At 68.9% G+C, this 15,937-nt stretch carries 18 protein-coding genes and 1 riboswitch; of the genes, 15 read left to right on the forward strand and 3 right to left on the reverse strand.

Going from position 1 to position 15,937, the window contains the following annotated elements; all coding sequences use genetic code 11:
* A partial coding sequence (locus tag EV643_RS25025; protein WP_133802585.1) for a DUF222 domain-containing protein occupies nt 1–734 on the reverse strand: 734 nt, incomplete at its 3' end.
* A 336-nt stretch (nt 735–1,070) separates the two neighbouring features.
* Between EV643_RS25025 and EV643_RS25030 the strand changes: the two genes are divergently transcribed.
* A complete protein-coding gene (locus EV643_RS25030; RefSeq protein ID WP_133802586.1) occupies nt 1,071–2,060 on the forward strand; it encodes an NAD(P)-dependent alcohol dehydrogenase in 990 nt (329 codons plus the stop codon).
* Nucleotides 2,061–2,087: 27 nt separating this feature from the next.
* Here the strand turns inward: EV643_RS25030 and EV643_RS25035 are convergent, their stop codons facing one another.
* Nucleotides 2,088–3,281: an RNA polymerase sigma factor gene (locus EV643_RS25035; protein ID WP_133802587.1), complete on the reverse strand. Its 1,194-nt coding sequence runs from the start codon at nt 3,279–3,281 to the stop codon at nt 2,088–2,090.
* Complete coding sequence (locus tag EV643_RS25040) at nt 3,278–3,655, reverse strand: YciI family protein (RefSeq protein WP_133802588.1); 378 nt, start codon at nt 3,653–3,655, stop codon at nt 3,278–3,280. The genes EV643_RS25035 and EV643_RS25040 overlap by 4 nt, the downstream gene beginning before the upstream one ends.
* A 189-nt stretch (nt 3,656–3,844) precedes the next feature.
* On the opposite strand from EV643_RS25040, the gene EV643_RS25045 reads away from it, so the two are divergent.
* From EV643_RS25045 to EV643_RS25110, 14 genes are all read left to right on the forward strand, one after another.
* Nucleotides 3,845–4,195: an ArsR/SmtB family transcription factor gene (locus EV643_RS25045; RefSeq protein WP_133802589.1), complete on the forward strand. Its 351-nt coding sequence runs from the start codon at nt 3,845–3,847 to the stop codon at nt 4,193–4,195.
* Entirely contained in the window at nt 4,192–4,647 is a 456-nt protein-coding gene (locus EV643_RS25050; RefSeq protein WP_133802590.1) for an SRPBCC family protein, read from the forward strand. The genes EV643_RS25045 and EV643_RS25050 overlap by 4 nt, the downstream gene beginning before the upstream one ends.
* A 178-nt stretch (nt 4,648–4,825) precedes the next feature.
* On the forward strand, nt 4,826–5,422 hold the full coding sequence (gene clsA / locus EV643_RS25055) for a cardiolipin synthase ClsA (protein ID WP_133802591.1): 597 nt from the start codon (nt 4,826–4,828) through the stop codon (nt 5,420–5,422).
* A gap of 3 nt (nt 5,423–5,425) precedes the next feature.
* Complete coding sequence (locus EV643_RS25060; RefSeq protein WP_238165781.1) at nt 5,426–6,259, forward strand: DUF881 domain-containing protein; 834 nt, start codon at nt 5,426–5,428, stop codon at nt 6,257–6,259.
* The gene (locus EV643_RS25065; protein ID WP_133802592.1) at nt 6,256–6,588 is read left to right on the forward strand and encodes a small basic family protein; all 333 of its coding nucleotides are present in this window, start codon (nt 6,256–6,258) and stop codon (nt 6,586–6,588) included. Before EV643_RS25060 ends, EV643_RS25065 begins: the two co-directional genes overlap by 4 nt.
* A gap of 1 nt (nt 6,589) precedes the next feature.
* Entirely contained in the window at nt 6,590–7,510 is a 921-nt protein-coding gene (locus EV643_RS25070) for a DUF881 domain-containing protein (RefSeq protein WP_133802593.1), read from the forward strand.
* Nucleotides 7,511–7,583: 73 nt separating this feature from the next.
* Nucleotides 7,584–7,967, forward strand: a complete 384-nt coding sequence (gene gcvH, locus EV643_RS25075) for a glycine cleavage system protein GcvH (RefSeq protein WP_133802594.1) — start codon at nt 7,584–7,586, stop codon at nt 7,965–7,967.
* 127 nt (nt 7,968–8,094) lie between these two features.
* Entirely contained in the window at nt 8,095–8,616 is a 522-nt protein-coding gene (locus EV643_RS25080) for a zinc-ribbon and FHA domain-containing protein (protein WP_133802595.1), read from the forward strand.
* Nucleotides 8,603–9,286, forward strand: a complete 684-nt coding sequence (gene ftsR, locus EV643_RS25085; protein ID WP_133802596.1) for a transcriptional regulator FtsR — start codon at nt 8,603–8,605, stop codon at nt 9,284–9,286. Before EV643_RS25080 ends, ftsR begins: the two co-directional genes overlap by 14 nt.
* A 40-nt stretch (nt 9,287–9,326) precedes the next feature.
* Complete coding sequence (locus tag EV643_RS25090) at nt 9,327–9,818, forward strand: bifunctional nuclease family protein (RefSeq protein ID WP_133802597.1); 492 nt, start codon at nt 9,327–9,329, stop codon at nt 9,816–9,818.
* Nucleotides 9,819–10,000: 182 nt separating this feature from the next.
* Nucleotides 10,001–10,621 carry a MerR family transcriptional regulator gene (locus tag EV643_RS25095; protein WP_133802598.1) on the forward strand — a complete coding sequence of 207 codons (621 nt, stop codon included), beginning with the start codon at nt 10,001–10,003 and terminating at the stop codon, nt 10,619–10,621.
* 69 nt (nt 10,622–10,690) lie between these two features.
* Nucleotides 10,691–11,587 (forward strand): dihydrodipicolinate synthase family protein, encoded by an 897-nt coding sequence (locus tag EV643_RS25100; RefSeq protein WP_238165782.1) that lies wholly within the window; start codon nt 10,691–10,693, stop codon nt 11,585–11,587.
* 16 nt (nt 11,588–11,603) lie between these two features.
* A riboswitch (glycine riboswitch) is annotated at nt 11,604–11,697 on the forward strand.
* 86 nt (nt 11,698–11,783) lie between these two features.
* On the forward strand, nt 11,784–14,636 hold the full coding sequence (gene gcvP / locus EV643_RS25105; RefSeq protein ID WP_133802600.1) for an aminomethyl-transferring glycine dehydrogenase: 2,853 nt from the start codon (nt 11,784–11,786) through the stop codon (nt 14,634–14,636).
* Nucleotides 14,633–15,931, forward strand: coding sequence for a serine hydrolase domain-containing protein (locus EV643_RS25110; protein WP_133802601.1), 1,299 nt, complete (start codon nt 14,633–14,635; stop codon nt 15,929–15,931). Before gcvP ends, EV643_RS25110 begins: the two co-directional genes overlap by 4 nt.
* The last annotated feature ends 6 nt before the right edge of the window (nt 15,932–15,937 follow it).

Genomic DNA, 15,937 nt, shown 5'->3' on the forward strand with positions numbered 1-15,937 from the left:
GTCTGACCGGGCGCGCGTTTCAGCACATGCGCCTCGACCGCGCGGGCCGCGGCCTGGGCCAGCGGGCGGGTCGCGATCGAGATCGCGACCGCCTTGGACACACCGATCGCGCCACACCGCAACGCCGACAGGGTCGCGGTCAGCGTCGAGGTCAAATGCAACGCGGTGTCGACCTGGTTGCCGGCCGATTCCTTCGACAGCTTCAACGCGAGCGCGATCTCGGCGACCCAGCTGCGTTCGGGGTCGACCGGGCGGCCGGCGGAGTCGATCTGGCTGGGGCGGGGGATGTCGCCGGACTGGGCCTGGCGCTGCCGGTAGAACGACGCGATCGCCTCGATCCGGATCGACTCCGACCAGGCCGTCTGCCGGGCGGTGGCCTTCATCAACTCGACCAACGCGATCGGCGACAGGGTCGTCGCCCGGACCTGCTCCAACGCGGTCGCCAGGTCGGCGCCCGGGGGCAGGAACACCCACGCCGGGGCGTCGCGTTCCAGCAGGAACCGTTCGGCCTCGTCCTGGTCGGCACCGGCCCACTCCTGCCACTCGAACGCCTCCACCCGCGACATCCGATAGCGGTCGCCGGTGTCGTAGAAGTCGGCCTCGTCGATCAGCACCGGACCGCCTGCGACCTCGGGGTCGTCGGGCGGGACCAGCAGCCCGGCAGCGTCCAGGGCGTCCAGTTCCGCGGCGAGGTCGTGCTCGCCGTAGCCCGAGTTGACCGTGATCGCGTTCATGTGTCTAGATTAGAACGCATGTTCGATCCAATCAAATCGAGAGGCGGCTGTCGTGGGCGGGAATCTGCTGCTCTGGTTGGGGGTTCGAGGCTCTTGGTTGCTCTTGGCAAATGTTGGGAAGGTGAGCTGATAGTGCTGCGGGACGGATCCCTCGTTCACGAAGTGGGTCGGGCGGCGGAGGGAGCTACGGTCAGAACGTGGTCAGCGCTATACGGCGTCGAGGGGGTGGTAGGCCGGGGGTATCCCTGATGGCTGGATCGTCGGTGGTTGGTTAGCGTCGGTAGGGGCATGAGTGGGCGATAGGTGCCGTGGGATCGACGCAGGCGGAGGGGTTCCTTGAAGGCCATAGTTCAGGAGCGGTACGGGCCGCCTGAGGTGCTCGAGGTCGGTGAGGTCGCGAAGCCCGCGCCGGCCGATGACGAGGTGGTGATCCGGGTCCGGGCCGCCTCGGTCAACGCGCGGGACTGGCACGTGATGCGCGGCGATCCGTATGTCGCACGGTTGATGGACCGGTCGACGTTCGGCAACACCGCGCCCCGGGACCGGATTCGTGGCACGGACTTCGCCGGCGAGGTGGATGCGGTCGGTCGTTCGGTGCAAGGGCTCCGGGTGGGGGATGAGGTGTACGGCGAGGCGCCGGGCGCGTTCGCGGAGTACGTGAAGGCACCGGCCCAAGTGGTCGCGCTCAAGCCGTCGAATCTGTCCTTCGAGGAGGCGGCCGCGATGCCACTCGCCGCGAACACCGCGCTGATGTGCCTGCGCGATGCGGCCCAGGTGGAGTCGGGGATGCGGGTCCTGATCAACGGTGCGTCGGGCGGGGTCGGGACGTTCGCCGTACAGCTCGCCGTTGCGTTCGGAGCGGCCGTGACCGGCGTGTGCAGCACGAGGAACGCGGACCTGGTGCGGTCGCTGGGCGCCGACGAAATCGTCGACTACACCAGGGAGGACTTCACCTGGGGCGGAGCGCGGTACGACGTGGTAGTCGACCTGGTGGGGAACAAGTCGCTGAGCCGGCTCCGGCGAGTGCTCGTTCCGGGCGGGACGCTCGTCCTCTCGGGTGGGGGCGTGTCGCGCGGCGGGAGCATGATCGGACCGGTGGGGCTGATGATCCGGGGTCAGGCGATGTCGAAGCTCGCTCGTGGCCACCGCATCACCATCCCGGCGGCGGTCCCGAGCCAGGCGAAGCTGACGACGCTGCGGGAGCTGGCCGAATCCGGCAAGCTCAAGCCCGTCATCGATCGCACCTTCCCGCTGACCCAGGCGGCCGAGGCGGTCCGGTACGTCGAGGACGAACACGCCCGCGCGAAGGTCGTACTCACGGTCTGACGCGGTGCGGTCTGCTGAGGGGTCCGGCTAGAGCGAGGTTGCGCGGGATTCCAAGTAGCGGCGTTCGGGGAGGCTGAGGGTCAGGCGGGCGGCTGCTTCGTACGCCGTGCGGGCGGCGGGTTTGTCGCCGGCGAGTTCGAGGAGGTGAGCCCGTACGGCGGGGATGCGGTGGTGGTTCTTCAGGTCGACGGAGTCCAGCTGGTCGAGGCCGGCTTGCGGGCCGTGGACCATGGCGACGGCGACGATCCGGTTCAGGCTCACCATCGGGCCGGGGGCGACCGAGTCCAGCAGTTCGTACAGCATCAGGATCTCGCGCCAGTCGGTGTCCTCGGCCTCCGCCGCCGCATCGTGGACCGCGGCGATCGCGGCCTGCAGCTGGTACGGGCCGATAGGGGCCGAGCGCAACGTCTTGGTCACGAGTTCGGTGCCCTCGGCAATGAACGGCTGCGTCCAGAGCCGGCGGTCCTGGTCGGGTAACGGGATCAGGGCGCCGTCCGGAGTGGTACGGGCCGGGCGGCGCGCGTCGGTCAGCAACATCAGCGCGAGCAGCCCGGCCACCTCGCCCTCGTCGGGCAGTCGTGATCGGAGTTGCCGGGCCAGCCGGATGGCCTCGGCGGTCAGCTCGACCCGATGCAGGCTGTCGCCCGAACTCGCGGTGTAACCCTCGTTGAAAATCAGGTAGAGAACATGCAGGACCGCGGCCAGCCGATCGGCCAACTCGTCCGCGGGCGGCAGCCGGAACTCCGCGCCGCCGGCCTTGATCGTCGCCTTGGCCCGGCTGATCCGCTGTCCGATGGTCGACTCGGGGACCAGGAACGCGCGGGCGATCTCGGCCGTGGTCAACCCGCCGACGGCCCGCAGAGTGAGGGCGATCTGCGACGGGGGAGTGAGCGAGGGGTGGCAGCACAGCAGCAGCAACGTCAGGGTGTCGTCGACGTCGGGCACCGGATCGGGGTCGGGCGGCTCGGCCGACGCGACGGTCTCCTCGCGCCGCCGGCGAGCCGCTTCACTGCGCAGCATCTCGATCCGCCGGCGCGACGCCACCGTGATGAGCCAGTTGCGCGGGCTGTCCGGCACACCTTCGACCGGCCATTGGATGGCGGCCGCCAGCAACGCTTCCTGGACGGCGTCCTCGCAGGTGTCGAACCCGCCGTACCGGCGGACCAGCGGCCCGAGCACCTGCGGAGCCAGCTCGCGCAGCAGATCCTCGATCGGGGTCATATCCCCAGCGAGCTCAGGTCCATGATCGGTCGGACCTCGACGTAGCCGAAGCCGCTCGCCTCCGGGATCATCGCGGCGTACTCGACCGCCTTGTCGATGGTTTCGCAATCGACCAGGTAGAACCCGGCCAGCTGCTCCTTCACCTCGGCGAACGGCCCGTCCGTGGTGACGATCCGGCCGTCATCGCGGAGGGTGACCTGCTTCGTCTGGTCGGCGTCCGCGAGCGCCTCGTGCACGACTCCTTCGCCCGCCGCGTCGAGTGCCGCGTTCAGTTCGCGGTACCCCTGGACGCCCTCCCGCCGCTGCTCCTCGGTCAGCGACTCCCAGACCTTCCGCGACTCCGGGTTGTCATAGATCAGGATCAGAAACCTCATCACGCCTCCTCCGTCGCCTCACCTTAGAACGCCGACGAACTCGAGCCGAGGGGACTCGAGCCGAGGGGACTCGAGCCGAGGGGACTCGAGCCGAGGGGACTCGTGCCGACGGGACTCGGCCGGGGAAGCTGAGGGGACTCGTGCCGAGGGACTTGATAGGTAGGAAAAAACCTACCTATACTCGGAACCATGACCCCACGCCGCAGTTCTGTTGCCGATGGCACCGAGGACCAGGTGTTCGCGGCGCTCGCCAGCCCGGTACGGCGGGACGTGCTGCGCCTGCTCCGGGAGGGCGGGCCGCAACCCGTGCAGGAGCTGGCCGCGCATTTCGACATGGCCCGGCCGAGTTTCTCCGAACATCTGCGAGTGCTCCGCGAGGCCGGCCTGGTCAGCGAGCGCAAGGACGGGCGGCAGCGGTTCTACCGGCTCGACGCGGTTCCGCTGGCCGAGGTGCAGGACTGGCTGCACCCGTACGAGCGGTTCTGGCGTGAGCGGATGGCCGAACTCGGCAAGGTGCTCGACAACCTGGAGGACGAATGACGACGACGGATCCGACCACCATCGAGGTGGACCAGTTCTACCCGCACGCACCGGCGAAGGTGTGGCGGGCGCTGACCGAACCCGAGCTGATCGCCCAGTGGATGATGCCGGGGGATTTCCGGCTGGAGGTCGGCCATCGGTACACGATGCAGGGCAGGGCGATGCCGGCCACCGGGTTCTCCGGGGTGGTCCAGGCCGAGGTGCTGGACTTCGACCTGGAGAAGCTGTTGCGGATCGCCTGGCGGGATGCGGCCGCGGACTCGCCGGTCGCGGCCGCGGACTGGACGATCACCTGGACCCTGGAACCGGAAGGGACCGGCACTCGGTTGTTCCTGCTGCATGAGGGCTTCGACCCCGACGACCCGCTGCAGCGGCAGGCTCACACGATCATGAGTGGCGGCTGGCGAACCGGTGTCGCCTCGGCCCTGGCCAAAACGCTCGACTCCATCTGAGTACCGCGTCGCGCTTTGGTCTCGATCGGGTCACTGGTCGGTGTCGTGCGTAGCCGCCGCGATCTGGACGCGTTCGAGTAGTCAGGGGTACCCCGGTGTGGCCGGGGCGAAACCGGGTGGTGGGCCCCAGTAGAGTTACCGACGGGACAGGGGCGAAGCAGGGGAAAGGGATGGTCGCGTGCCGGACTTGGAGGTGTCCGACCGGGTACTGACGATCCCGAACGCACTCAGCATCCTGAGATTGCTGGGGGTGCCACTGTTCCTGTGGCTGATCCTGGGTCCGGAGGAGGACGGCTGGGCTCTGCTGGTGCTGGCGATCTCCGGGTTCACCGACTGGGCCGACGGCCAGATCGCCCGCCGGATGAACCAGACCACCCGCCTCGGCCAGATGCTCGACCCGGTGGCCGACCGGCTCTACATCTTCGCCACCGTGATCGGCCTCGCGCTGCGCGACATCATCCCGTGGTGGCTGGCCATCGCCTTGCCACTGCGCGACCTGCTGCTGACCTTCACGCTGCCCGCGTTGCACCGGCGCGGGTTCAACGCGCTGCCCGTGCACTTCCTGGGCAAGTCCGCGACCTTCTGTCTGCTGTACGCGTTCCCGCTGCTGTTGCTCGGCGATGGCGACAGCACCCTCAATCTGCTGGCCCGGGTGTTCGGCTGGGCCTTCGCGATCTGGGGCACCGCGCTCTATTACTGGGCCGGCGTCCTGTACTTCGAACAGCTTCGGCACCTGATGCAGACCGTCAAGCCGATCAGTGGGCGAACCGGGTAGACCGTGACTCAGCAAGCTCCGCCCGGCCAGCGGCGCGTCGATGCGTCGATGTCGCTGCTGAACAACCTGATGGCCCATCCGCTGGACGAGGGGTACGCCGTCGCGGCCCGCACGCGTCCGGCGCAGGGCCGGCCGCACCGGTCGCGGCACAGGATCATGCTGGTCGTCGCGTTCACCGTGCTCGGGTTCCTGCTCGCCATCGCGGCGTCGCAGAACTACCGCAGCGCACCGGCTGCCGAGAAGGAGCGGAACGACCTGATCGCCAGAGTCGAACAAGCGGACGGTCGGCTGACCGAGCTTCGCAACAACCAGACCACCCTGGCGAACGAGGTCCGCGTGCTCCAGGCGAGCGGGCTGAGCAACTCCGGGTCCGGCGCCGCCCTGCAGCAGAAGCTGGACGACCTCGAACTGCAGACCGGCGTCGTCGCCGTCACCGGTCCGGGGTTGAAAGTGGTCGTCGACGATGCCAAGGACGCGGACAAGGAAGGCCGGCTGCTCGATGTGGACCTGCAGCAGCTCGTCAACGGTCTGTGGACCGCCGGGGCGGAGGCGATCTCGGTGAACGGTCATCGGCTCACGTCACTGACCGCGATCCGTGGCGCCGGGAGTGCCATCACGGTCGACTACAGCTCCCTCACCCCGCCGTACACGGTGCTCGCGATCGGGGACACGGCGACCATGCCGGCCCGGTTCGCGCAGAGCTCGGGTGGTCAGTGGGTGCAGTACCTGGTCAGCAATTTCGATGTCCGGATGACGAGTACGACGGAGGATTCCTTGCTGGTGCCAGCCGATGCGACCATCGCGCTGCGGTACGCGAAGGTCGGTGGACCGAAATGATCGCCGTACTCGGTCTGGTGGTCGGCGTGGTGATCGGCCTGCTGGTCGCCCCCGACGTACCGGAATGGGCGCAGCCGTACCTGCCGATCGCCGTGGTGGCCGCGCTCGACGCGGTGTTCGGCGCGCTCCGGGCGTTCCTGGACGGGATCTTCGACGACAAGGTGTTCGTCGTCTCGTTCGTCTCCAACGTCCTGATCGCGGCGCTGATCGTCTACCTCGGCGACCAGCTCGGCGTCGGCTCCCAGTTGTCCACCGGCGTCGTCGTCGTGCTGGGCATCCGTATCTTCACCAACATGGCCGCTATCCGGCGGCACATCTTCCGGGCCTGACATGAGCGACGACGAGCAGCAGCCGAAAGTACCGGCCGAACCGCCGGCGGAGACGCCGACGGTTCATCCACCGGCGGCGTCGACGCCCGGTGAGGCGATCAGCCCACCGCGGCGAACCGACGAGCCGGAACCGGCCCCGCCCACCGACCAGCATCCGCCCGCGCCCACTCCGATGCCGCGGCCGAAGATGCCGAACCTCGCGCTGAGGCGGCTGCGGGCGGGCTTCAAGCCGTCCCGCGGCCAGGCGATCGTCGCGGTCGTGCTCGCGCTGGTCGCCTGTATGGCGGTCGTCCAGGTCCGGGTGAACCGGGCCGACGACGGCTACCAGAACGCCCGGCGGGAGGACCTGATCGCGATCCTGGACGGGCTGAACCAGAACAACCGCCGGCTGGAGAGCGAGATCACCGAACTGGAGGCGCGGAAGAACTCGCTGTCATCCAGCGCGGACAAGGCGCAGACCGCCCGCGAGCAGGCCGAACAACAGGTCCGCACCCTCGGCATCCTGGCCGGCACGCTGCCCGCGGTCGGCCCAGGTGTCCGGATCACCCTGAACGACCCGGACGGCAAGATGACGGCCGGCAACCTGCTGGACGCGATCGAGGAACTCCGCGACGCCGGCGCCGAGGCGATCCAGATCAACGGCTCGGTCCGGGTGGTGGCCAGCACCGATCTCACCGACGACGCCCCGGGGGTCCGGATCGACGGGGAGAAGATCGGCTCGCCGTACGTGATCGAGGCGATCGGGGACTCGAACAACCTGTCCGAGGCGGCCAAGTTCCCCGGCGGTCTGGTCAGCGAGGTGACCGGTCCGCAGATCGGCGGGACGGCCGAGGTGACCCAGCTCGAGCAGGTCAACATCACCGCCTTGCACGCCCCGGAGGAGCATCGTTACGCTCGCCCGGCGCCCAGTCCGACCAAGTGATCGGGCCCAATTGATCAGGCCCAGTCCGACCAAGTAGTCCCCCGACGCAATCCTTGACCGAAAGAGGACCGAGGTGTACCCCGAAGACCTGAAGTACACGGCCGAGCACGAATGGGTGAAGGCCGGCGACGGCGGCCCGGTGCGGGTCGGCATCACCGACTTCGCCCAGGACGCGCTCGGCGACATCGTGTACGTGGAGCTGCCCGAGGTCGGCGCCACCGTGCGCGCCGGCGACTCCTGCGGCGAGCTGGAGTCGACCAAGAGCGTGAGCGACCTGTTCGCGCCGGTGAACGGCACCGTCACCGCCGTCAACGAAGCCCTCAAGGACAGCCCCGACCTGGTCAACACCGACCCGTACGGCGAGGGCTGGCTGCTCGACATCGCGGTGGACGACGACGAGGAGGTGGCGGCGCTGATGGACGCCGACACCTACAAGGGACAGCTCGACCAGAGCTGACTGGCCAGGGCTGGTAGGTTTGGCGGACCTCAACCCTCGGTCGAGGGTTGAGGTCCAGTCCACACTGTCATCACGGGGATCTACGAGAGAACGTCGCCGGACCGCCGGCGATCGGGAGGATCACAGCATGCCGTTCTGCAACCAGTGCGGGCACGAGAACTCCGAGGGCAGCAGGTTCTGCTCCCAGTGCGGAACCCTGCTCCCTGGCGCGGATCGTCCGGCGCCCGCCCCAGGCGTCACCGACACCGCGATGCTGACGCCGATCGGCGCCGAGCCCGAGACCGAGCGCATCGACACCGGTGACCAGCTCTCCCTCGAGGACGAGGCCGCGGTCGGCGCGTTGCCGGCCGGTTCGGCGCTGCTGATCGTGCAGCGCGGGCCGAACGCGGGCAGCAGGTTCCTGCTGGACGTCGACGTGGTCACCGCCGGCCGGCATCCGGACAGCGACATCTTCCTCGACGACGTCACCGTGTCCCGCCGGCACGCGGAGTTCCGCCGCGACCCGGCCGGGGTGAAGGTCCGCGACGTCGGCAGCCTGAACGGCACCTACGTGAACCGGGACCGGATCGACGAGGTCCAGCTGTCCAACGGCGACGAGGTCCAGATCGGCAAGTACCGGTTGGTGTACTACGCCAGTGGCCAGTCCTGAGCCTGGCGTCGGAGGAAGCAGCATCGGCGAGGTGCTGCAGGTCCTGCAGGCCGAGTTCGCCGACGTCACCATCTCCAAGATCCGGTTCCTCGAGGCCGAAGGGCTGGTGACGCCGGCGCGGACCGCGTCCGGCTATCGCAAGTTCAGCGCCGCCGATGTCGAGCGGCTGCGGTACGTGCTGACCGCGCAACGGGACCAGTACCTGCCGCTGAAGGTGATCAAGGAACACCTGGCCGCGATGGACCGCGGTCTGCGCCCTACTCCGGGTGGCAAGCCGGCCGCACCGGCGAACGTGCCGGAGACCTCCGGGCTGCCGATCGGCGAGGACTTCGGTGTCCTCGGCACCGACTTGAAGCTGACCCGGGCCGAGCTCCGGGATGCCGCCGGGATCACCGACGAGTTGCTGGACCAGCTGGAGAGTCACGGCCTGGTGGTGGCCCGGGGCAACCACTACGACGGGGACGCGATCCTGGTCGCGAAGGCGGCCGCCGCGTTCGCGCAGTACGGGGTGGAGCCGCGGCATCTGCGCCCGTTCCGGACGGCGGCCGATCGCGAGGCCGGTCTGATCGAACAGGTCGCCGGCCCGCGGCGTACCGAGAAGACCGAAGACCTGGCGGCTCTGGCCGTCCGGCTGCACGCGGCCCTGGTCCGCTCCAGGCTCCCACGCTGACCCGTGCTCCACTCTGGCTCCCGCAGAGTAGGCTGATGCTGTGCGCGAAGTCGACGTGGTCGGAGTCCGGGTTGAGATGCCCTCGAGTCAGCCGATCGTGCTGTTGCGGGAGGTCGGTGGCGAGCGGTATCTGCCGATCTGGATCGGCGCGGCCGAGGCCAGCGCGATCGCTTTCGCCCAGCAGGGCATGGAGCCACCCCGGCCGTTGACCCACGACCTGTTCGCGGAGACGATCCGGGTGCTCGGTCACCGGCTGAGCCAGGTCCGGATCGTGAATCTGACCGACGGGGTGTTCGAGGCCATCCTGGTGTTCGACGACAAGACCGAGATCTCGGCCCGGCCGTCGGACTCGATCGCGCTCGCGCTGCGGACCGGGACGCCGGTGTTCTGCACCGAGGAGATCCTGGCCGAGGCGGGCATCCCGGTCCCGGACAGCGAGAACGACGCCGACGAGGTGGTGGAGGAAGAAGAGGTCGAGCGCTTCCGTGAGTTCCTCGACCAGGTGACCCCGGAAGACTTCGACAAGAGCTGAGGTTTGACTGTTTCTGGTACAAGGCCGGTCAGGTAACAATTCGGGACGGGGACGCGACACGCTCCCGGCTCGGAGCGGCAGTCGTTGACCGGCCCTGATCGGCGGCCTACCTTGAAGGAGTTGTGGGGTGTTGTAACTCCACGGATGTGATCCGTTCCAGTCGGTTCCAGGGAGGCTCAGGCGTGACACGCACCGGCGACACTGATCTGACGGCGCAGTCGACGTCCGAGGCACACGCAGACGCGGCGGCAGCCGCCGGCGTACAGGGTCTGCTCTTCGACGACGACCTGCGGCCGATGCCGGAGGACGTCGGGTTCCGCGGCCCGACCGCGTGCGCCGCCGCCGGGATCACCTACCGCCAGCTGGACTACTGGGCCCGTACCGGCCTGGTCTCCCCGTCGGTCCGACCCGCCACCGGATCCGGCACCCAGCGGCTCTACGGTTTCCGCGACGTGCTCCTGCTCAAGGTGATCAAGCGGCTGCTTGACGCCGGCATCTCGTTGCAGCAGATCCGCACCGCGATCGCCCACCTGAGCAAGCGTGGCATCGACGACCTGACCCAGATCACGCTGATGAGCGACGGCGCCTCGGTCTACATGTGCACCTCGCCCGACGAGGTGATCGACCTGCTCGCCGGCGGCCAGGGCGTCTTCGGGATCGCGCTCGGCGGCGTCTGGCGCGAGGTGGAGGGCTCGCTGTCCGAGCTCCCGACGGAACGCGCCGACGGCCACGGTGACGCCGACTCCGAGCCGCACGCCAGCGACGAGCTCGCCGCCCGCCGCCGCGCGCGGATGACCGGCTGAGCCGGCAACAACAGGCTGAACCAGCAACGACAGACAGTGCGCCCACTCACCGCCGAAACACTGCGCGGTGTGTGGGCGTCTTTGTTGCTGCCGTTGAACTCCGACGACACCATCGACTTCGCCCGGCTGCGGGATCAGGTCGGCCACCTCACCGGCGCTGGGCTTCACGGTCTGTATGCGCACGGGACGGCGGGGGAGTTCCAGACCCTGACCGAGGGTGAGTTCGACCAGGTCAACGGCCTGCTGGCCGCTGCTTGCGAGACGGCCGACCTGCCGTTCCAGCTCGGGGCGAGCCATCCGTCGGCCCAGGTTCAACTCGAGCGAGTACGCCGGTCCGCCGCGCTCGGGCCATCGGCGATCCAGGTGATCCTGCCGGACTGGTTGCCGCTCAGTGACCGGGAGGCGTTGGCCTTCCTCACCCGCGTTGCGGAGGTGGCCGACGGGGTGCCGCTCGTGCTCTACAACCCACCGCATGCGAAGACGCAAGTCGGGCCCGAGCAACTCGCCGACCTCGCGCGCGCAGTACCGGCACTGGTCGGAGTGAAGTCTGCCGGTGGGGACAAGGAGTGGTTCGATGGGGCGGGCCGGTCGGGGTTGTCGCTCTTCGTGCCCGGGCATTTCCTCGCGAGCATGACGCCGCTCGGGGCGCGGGGGAGTTACTCGAACATCGCCGCGCTGTCGCCGGCTGGTTCCGTCAGGTGGTACGAGCAGATCCAGACCGACCATCCGGCGGCACTCGAGCTGGAGGTCCGAATCGCGGAGTTCTTCGCCACACACATCGCGCCGCTGCAGGCCCAAGGGCTGTCCAACCCTGCGCTGGACAAGTTCCTCGCGGCGGTCGGCGGCTGGGCCGACGCCGGGACCCGGGTGCGCTGGCCGATGACCTCGGCGACAGCGCGCCAGGTTGCCGCCGCGCAGGTGACGGCCAGGCGGCTGATGCCCGAACTCGTGCCCGCTTCCTGGTAACCTCGACCCCAGCCGCACACAGCACGCGGGAGAGTCTCGGGCGTTTGCCCGGGCGCCGAAGGGGCAATTCCTCCCCGGAACCTCTCAGGCCCATGGACCGGGTGCCGCAGGCGACTCTGAAGCATTGCCGCACGACCGCGGTGGGGTGACAGAGGGGGAGGCCACCGGCAGAACTGTCAGCAACGGAGCCTCCTAAATGAGTGAGAACGAAACCCCGCAGATCTCAGCCGTCTTCGCCGATCGGCATATCGGGCCGCGCGCGGACGACATCGCGCGGATGGTGCAGGCCCTCGGGTACGCCGATGTGGACGCGCTGGTGGATGCCGCCGTGCCCGCGTCGATCCGGTCCACCGAGGCGCTCCGGCTGCCCGAGCCGGCCTCAGAGGTCGACGCGCTGACCGAGCTCCGCCAGCTCGCCGCCCGCAACACCGTCGCCACCTCGATGATCGGCCAGGGGTACTACGGCACCTTCACCCCGTCCGTGATCGTCCGTCGCCTGGTCGAGAACCCGGCCTGGTACACCGCCTACACGCCGTACCAGCCGGAGATCTCCCAGGGCCGGCTCGAGGCGCTGCTGAACTTCCAGACCGCGGTGTCCGACCTGACCGGACTACCGACCGCGAACGCCTCGCTGCTCGACGAGGGCACCGCCGCGGCCGAGGCGATGACGCTGGCGCACCGGTCGAACCGGAAGAGTAAGAGCGACCGCTTCCTGGTCGACTCGGACTGTTTCGCGCAGACGATCGCGGTGGTCCAGACGCGGGCCGAGGCGCTCGGGATCGAGGTCGTCCTCGCCGACACCACCGACGGCCTGCCCGAGGGCGACTTCTTCGGCTTCCTGGTCCAGTACCCCGGCTCCGGTGGCGTGGTGCGTGACCTCAAGCCGCTGATCGAAGCGGCCCACGAGCGGGACACCCTGGTCGCCGTCGCGTCGGACCTGCTCGCGCTGACCCTGCTCGAAGCACCCGGTGAGGCCGGGGCCGATATCGTGATCGGCTCGTCCCAGCGATTCGGTGTGCCGCTCTTCTACGGCGGTCCGCACGCGGGCTTCATGTCCGTCCGGGCCGGCTTGGAGCGGTCGTTGCCCGGTCGTCTGGTCGGCGTATCCGTCGACGCGGACGGCGCACCGGCGTACCGGCTGGCGTTGCAGACCCGCGAGCAGCACATCCGTCGCGAGAAGGCGACCTCGAACATCTGTACGGCGCAGGTCCTGCTCGCCGTGGTCGCGTCGATGTACGCGGTGTACCACGGACCGGACGGGCTGAAGGCGATCGCCGAGCGGGTGCACTCGAACGCCGGGAGCCTGGCCGCGTCGTTGCGTGCGGGTGGGGTCGAGGTGGTGCACGACCAGTTCTTCGACACGGTCCTGGCCCGGGTCCCCGGTCGCGCGGCGGATGTGGTCGACGCGGCCCGGCAGAACGGGATCTGGCTCCGGCTGGTGGACGTCGACCACGTCGGCATCTCCTGCGACGAGAAGACCGACGCGACCGCGCTCGGCCGGGTCTGCCAGGCCTTCGGCATCACGTACGACGGGTCGCTGAGCGGCGCTTCCTTGGCAGACAGCGTGCAGCGGACGACGGAGTACCTGACTCACCCGGTGTTCAACACGCACCGGTCCGAGACGGCGATGCTCCGGTACCTGCGCAAGCTGTCCGACTATGACTACGCACTCGACCGCGGCATGATCCCGCTCGGCTCCTGCACGATGAAGCTGAACGCGACCACAGAGATGGAAGCGGTCACCTGGCCCGAGTTCGCCGACCTGCACCCGTTCGCGCCGATCGAGGACGCCGCCGGGTACGTCAAGCTGATCGGTCAACTGGAGCGCTGGCTGGCCGAGGTGACCGGCTACGCGACCGTGTCGATCCAGCCGAACGCGGGTTCGCAGGGTGAGCTGGCCGGCCTGCTGGCGATCCGTGGCTATCACCGGGCCCAGGGCAACGAGGACCGCAACATCTGCCTGATCCCGGCCAGCGCGCACGGCACCAACGCGGCCTCGGCGGTGATGGCCGGGATGAAGGTGGTCGTTGTCAAGGGCAACGATGACGGCACGATCGACCTGGACGACCTGCGCGCCAAAGCTTCCGAGCACGCTGAGAAGCTCGCGGCGATCATGATCACCTACCCGTCCACGCACGGCGTGTACGAGGAGAGCGTGACCGAGGTCTGCAAGATCGTCCATGACCACGGCGGCCAGGTGTACGTCGACGGCGCGAACCTGAACGCGCTGCTCGGGTTGGCGAAGCCCGGTGAGTTCGGTGGCGACGTGAGCCACCTGAACCTGCACAAGACGTTCTGCATCCCGCACGGCGGCGGTGGTCCGGGTGTGGGTCCGGTCGCGGTGGCCGAGCACCTCGCGCCGTACCTGCCGAACCACCCGCTGCTGGACCAGGCCGGTCCGTCGTCGGGGGTCGGGCCGATCAGCGCGGCGCCGTTCGGCTCGGCGGGTGTGCTGGCGATCTCCTGGGCCTACATCCGGATGATGGGCGCCGATGGACTCACGGCCGCCACCAAGGCCGCCGTACTGTCCGCGAACTACGTGGCGAAGCGGCTCGAGAACGTCTTCCCGGTCCTCTACACCGGTGAGAACGGGCTGGTCGCGCACGAGTGCATCCTCGATCTGCGGCCGATGACGAAGGAGACCGGGATCAGCGTCGACGACGTCGCGAAGCGGCTGATCGACTACGGTTTCCACGCGCCGACGATGTCGTTCCCGGTGGCCGGCACGCTGATGGTGGAGCCGACGGAATCCGAGGACCTGGGTGAACTGGATCGCTTCTGCGACGCGATGATCGCGATCAAGCACGAGGTCGACCGGGTCGCGGCGGGGGAGTGGCCGGCCGGCGACAACCCGTTGGTGAACGCGCCGCACACCGCCTCGTCGGTGATCAACGACAAGTGGGACCACGCCTACACCCGCGAGGAGGCCGCCTTCCCGCGGTCGGTCGACCGGACCACGAAGTACTGGCCGCCGGTCCGCCGGATCGACGGCGCGTACGGCGACCGCAACCTGATCTGCTCCTGCCCGTCCCCGGAGGCCTTTGAGTGAGCTTGAGATCTGACACCGCCGCTGCCTTGTACGCCGAGGTGGCGGCGGCCCAGGCCGAGTGGAAGCTGCCCTCGATCAACGCCGGTGTGGTCCGCGACGGTTCGCTGGTTTGGACTGGGTCGCGCGGGCAGTTCGCCACCGCTGACGGTGAGCTGCCCGGGCCGGATGTGCAGTACCGGATCGGGTCGATCTCGAAGACGCTGACCGCTCTTTTGGTGATGCAGTGCCGGGACGATGGGCTGCTGGCGTTGAACGATGCCGTGGGCAAGCACTTGCCGGGGATCGCCTTCGGGGACAGGACAATTCGGCACTTGCTCGCACACTCGAGCGGGATGAACGCCGAGCCCGAAGGGCCGTGGTGGGAGCGGAATCCGGGTGTCTCCTTCGAGGAGCTGGCGGCCGCGATGAACGAGTCGCAGGCGGCCGGTCCGGCGGATCGGCGGCACCACTACTCGAACCTCGGCTACGGACTGCTGGGCGAGATCGTGTCCCGGCTCCGGGGTGGATCGTGGTTCGACCTCGTTCGTGATCGGATCCTGGCGCCACTTGAGATGCGGCGGACGTCGTACTTCCCGGTGCTGCCGGCCGCGCAGGGGTTCTCGGTGCATCCGTTCAGCGGGCGGCTCGCTTCGGAACCGGCGTACGACGCGGGCGCGATGGCACCGGCCGGCCAGCTGTGGAGCACGATCGAGGACCTCGCCCGGTACGCGTGCTTCTTGATCGATCCGGTGCACGAGGTGTTGTGCCGGGACACTGTCGAGGAGATGGCCGCGCCCTCGGCCGCCGATCCCCGTGAAGGTCTGGCGGCGTCGTACGGGCTGGGGCTGCGGTTGCACGCGGACGACCCGCACCTATTCATCGGGCACACCGGTTCGATGCCGGGATTCCTGGCCGGCCTGTTCGTCGACCGGGCCCGGCGGATCGGCGCGGTCACGCTGGCGAACGGGACGTACGGGAAGTGTGCGACGGTCCCACTGGATCTGATGCGGACGCTGGTCGCCCACGAACCGGTGCTGCCGCAGGAGTGGGTGCCGGAGCCCGAACTGGCCCAGGGCGAGGAGCTACTAGGCCTGTGGTACTGGGGCAACACGCCCCTGACCATGGTCGTGTCCGGCGGCATCCTCCAACTGACCGGAGCCATGTCGTCCCGCTTCTCACCCGCCGGCCCAGACCTGTACGTCGGCCGCGACGGCTACTTCGCCGGCGAAAAACTCCGCGTCCTCCGCGACCCTGACGGAGCCCACGAACTAAACCTCGCCACCTTCACCCTCACCCGCACACCGTACGGGGTCTGAAACCTG

The organism is Kribbella caucasensis (genome assembly GCF_004361855.1).
GTDB lineage: Bacteria > Actinomycetota > Actinomycetes > Propionibacteriales > Kribbellaceae > Kribbella > Kribbella caucasensis.

Bases quoted from the DNA above. Each gene is read 5' to 3' on its own strand.
- EV643_RS25045 (WP_133802589.1), top strand. From the start codon at position 3,845: ATGACCCCACGCCGCAGTTCTGTTGCCGATGGCACCGAGGACCAGGTG.
- EV643_RS25040 (WP_133802588.1), bottom strand. From the start codon at position 3,655: ATGAGGTTTCTGATCCTGATCTATGACAACCCGGAGTCGCGGAAGGTC.
- gcvP (WP_133802600.1), top strand. From the start codon at position 11,784: ATGAGTGAGAACGAAACCCCGCAGATCTCAGCCGTCTTCGCCGATCGG.
- EV643_RS25070 (WP_133802593.1), top strand. From the start codon at position 6,590: ATGAGCGACGACGAGCAGCAGCCGAAAGTACCGGCCGAACCGCCGGCG.
- EV643_RS25050 (WP_133802590.1), top strand. From the start codon at position 4,192: ATGACGACGACGGATCCGACCACCATCGAGGTGGACCAGTTCTACCCG.
- EV643_RS25065 (WP_133802592.1), top strand. From the start codon at position 6,256: ATGATCGCCGTACTCGGTCTGGTGGTCGGCGTGGTGATCGGCCTGCTG.
- EV643_RS25035 (WP_133802587.1), bottom strand. From the start codon at position 3,281: ATGACCCCGATCGAGGATCTGCTGCGCGAGCTGGCTCCGCAGGTGCTC.
- EV643_RS25080 (WP_133802595.1), top strand. From the start codon at position 8,095: ATGCCGTTCTGCAACCAGTGCGGGCACGAGAACTCCGAGGGCAGCAGG.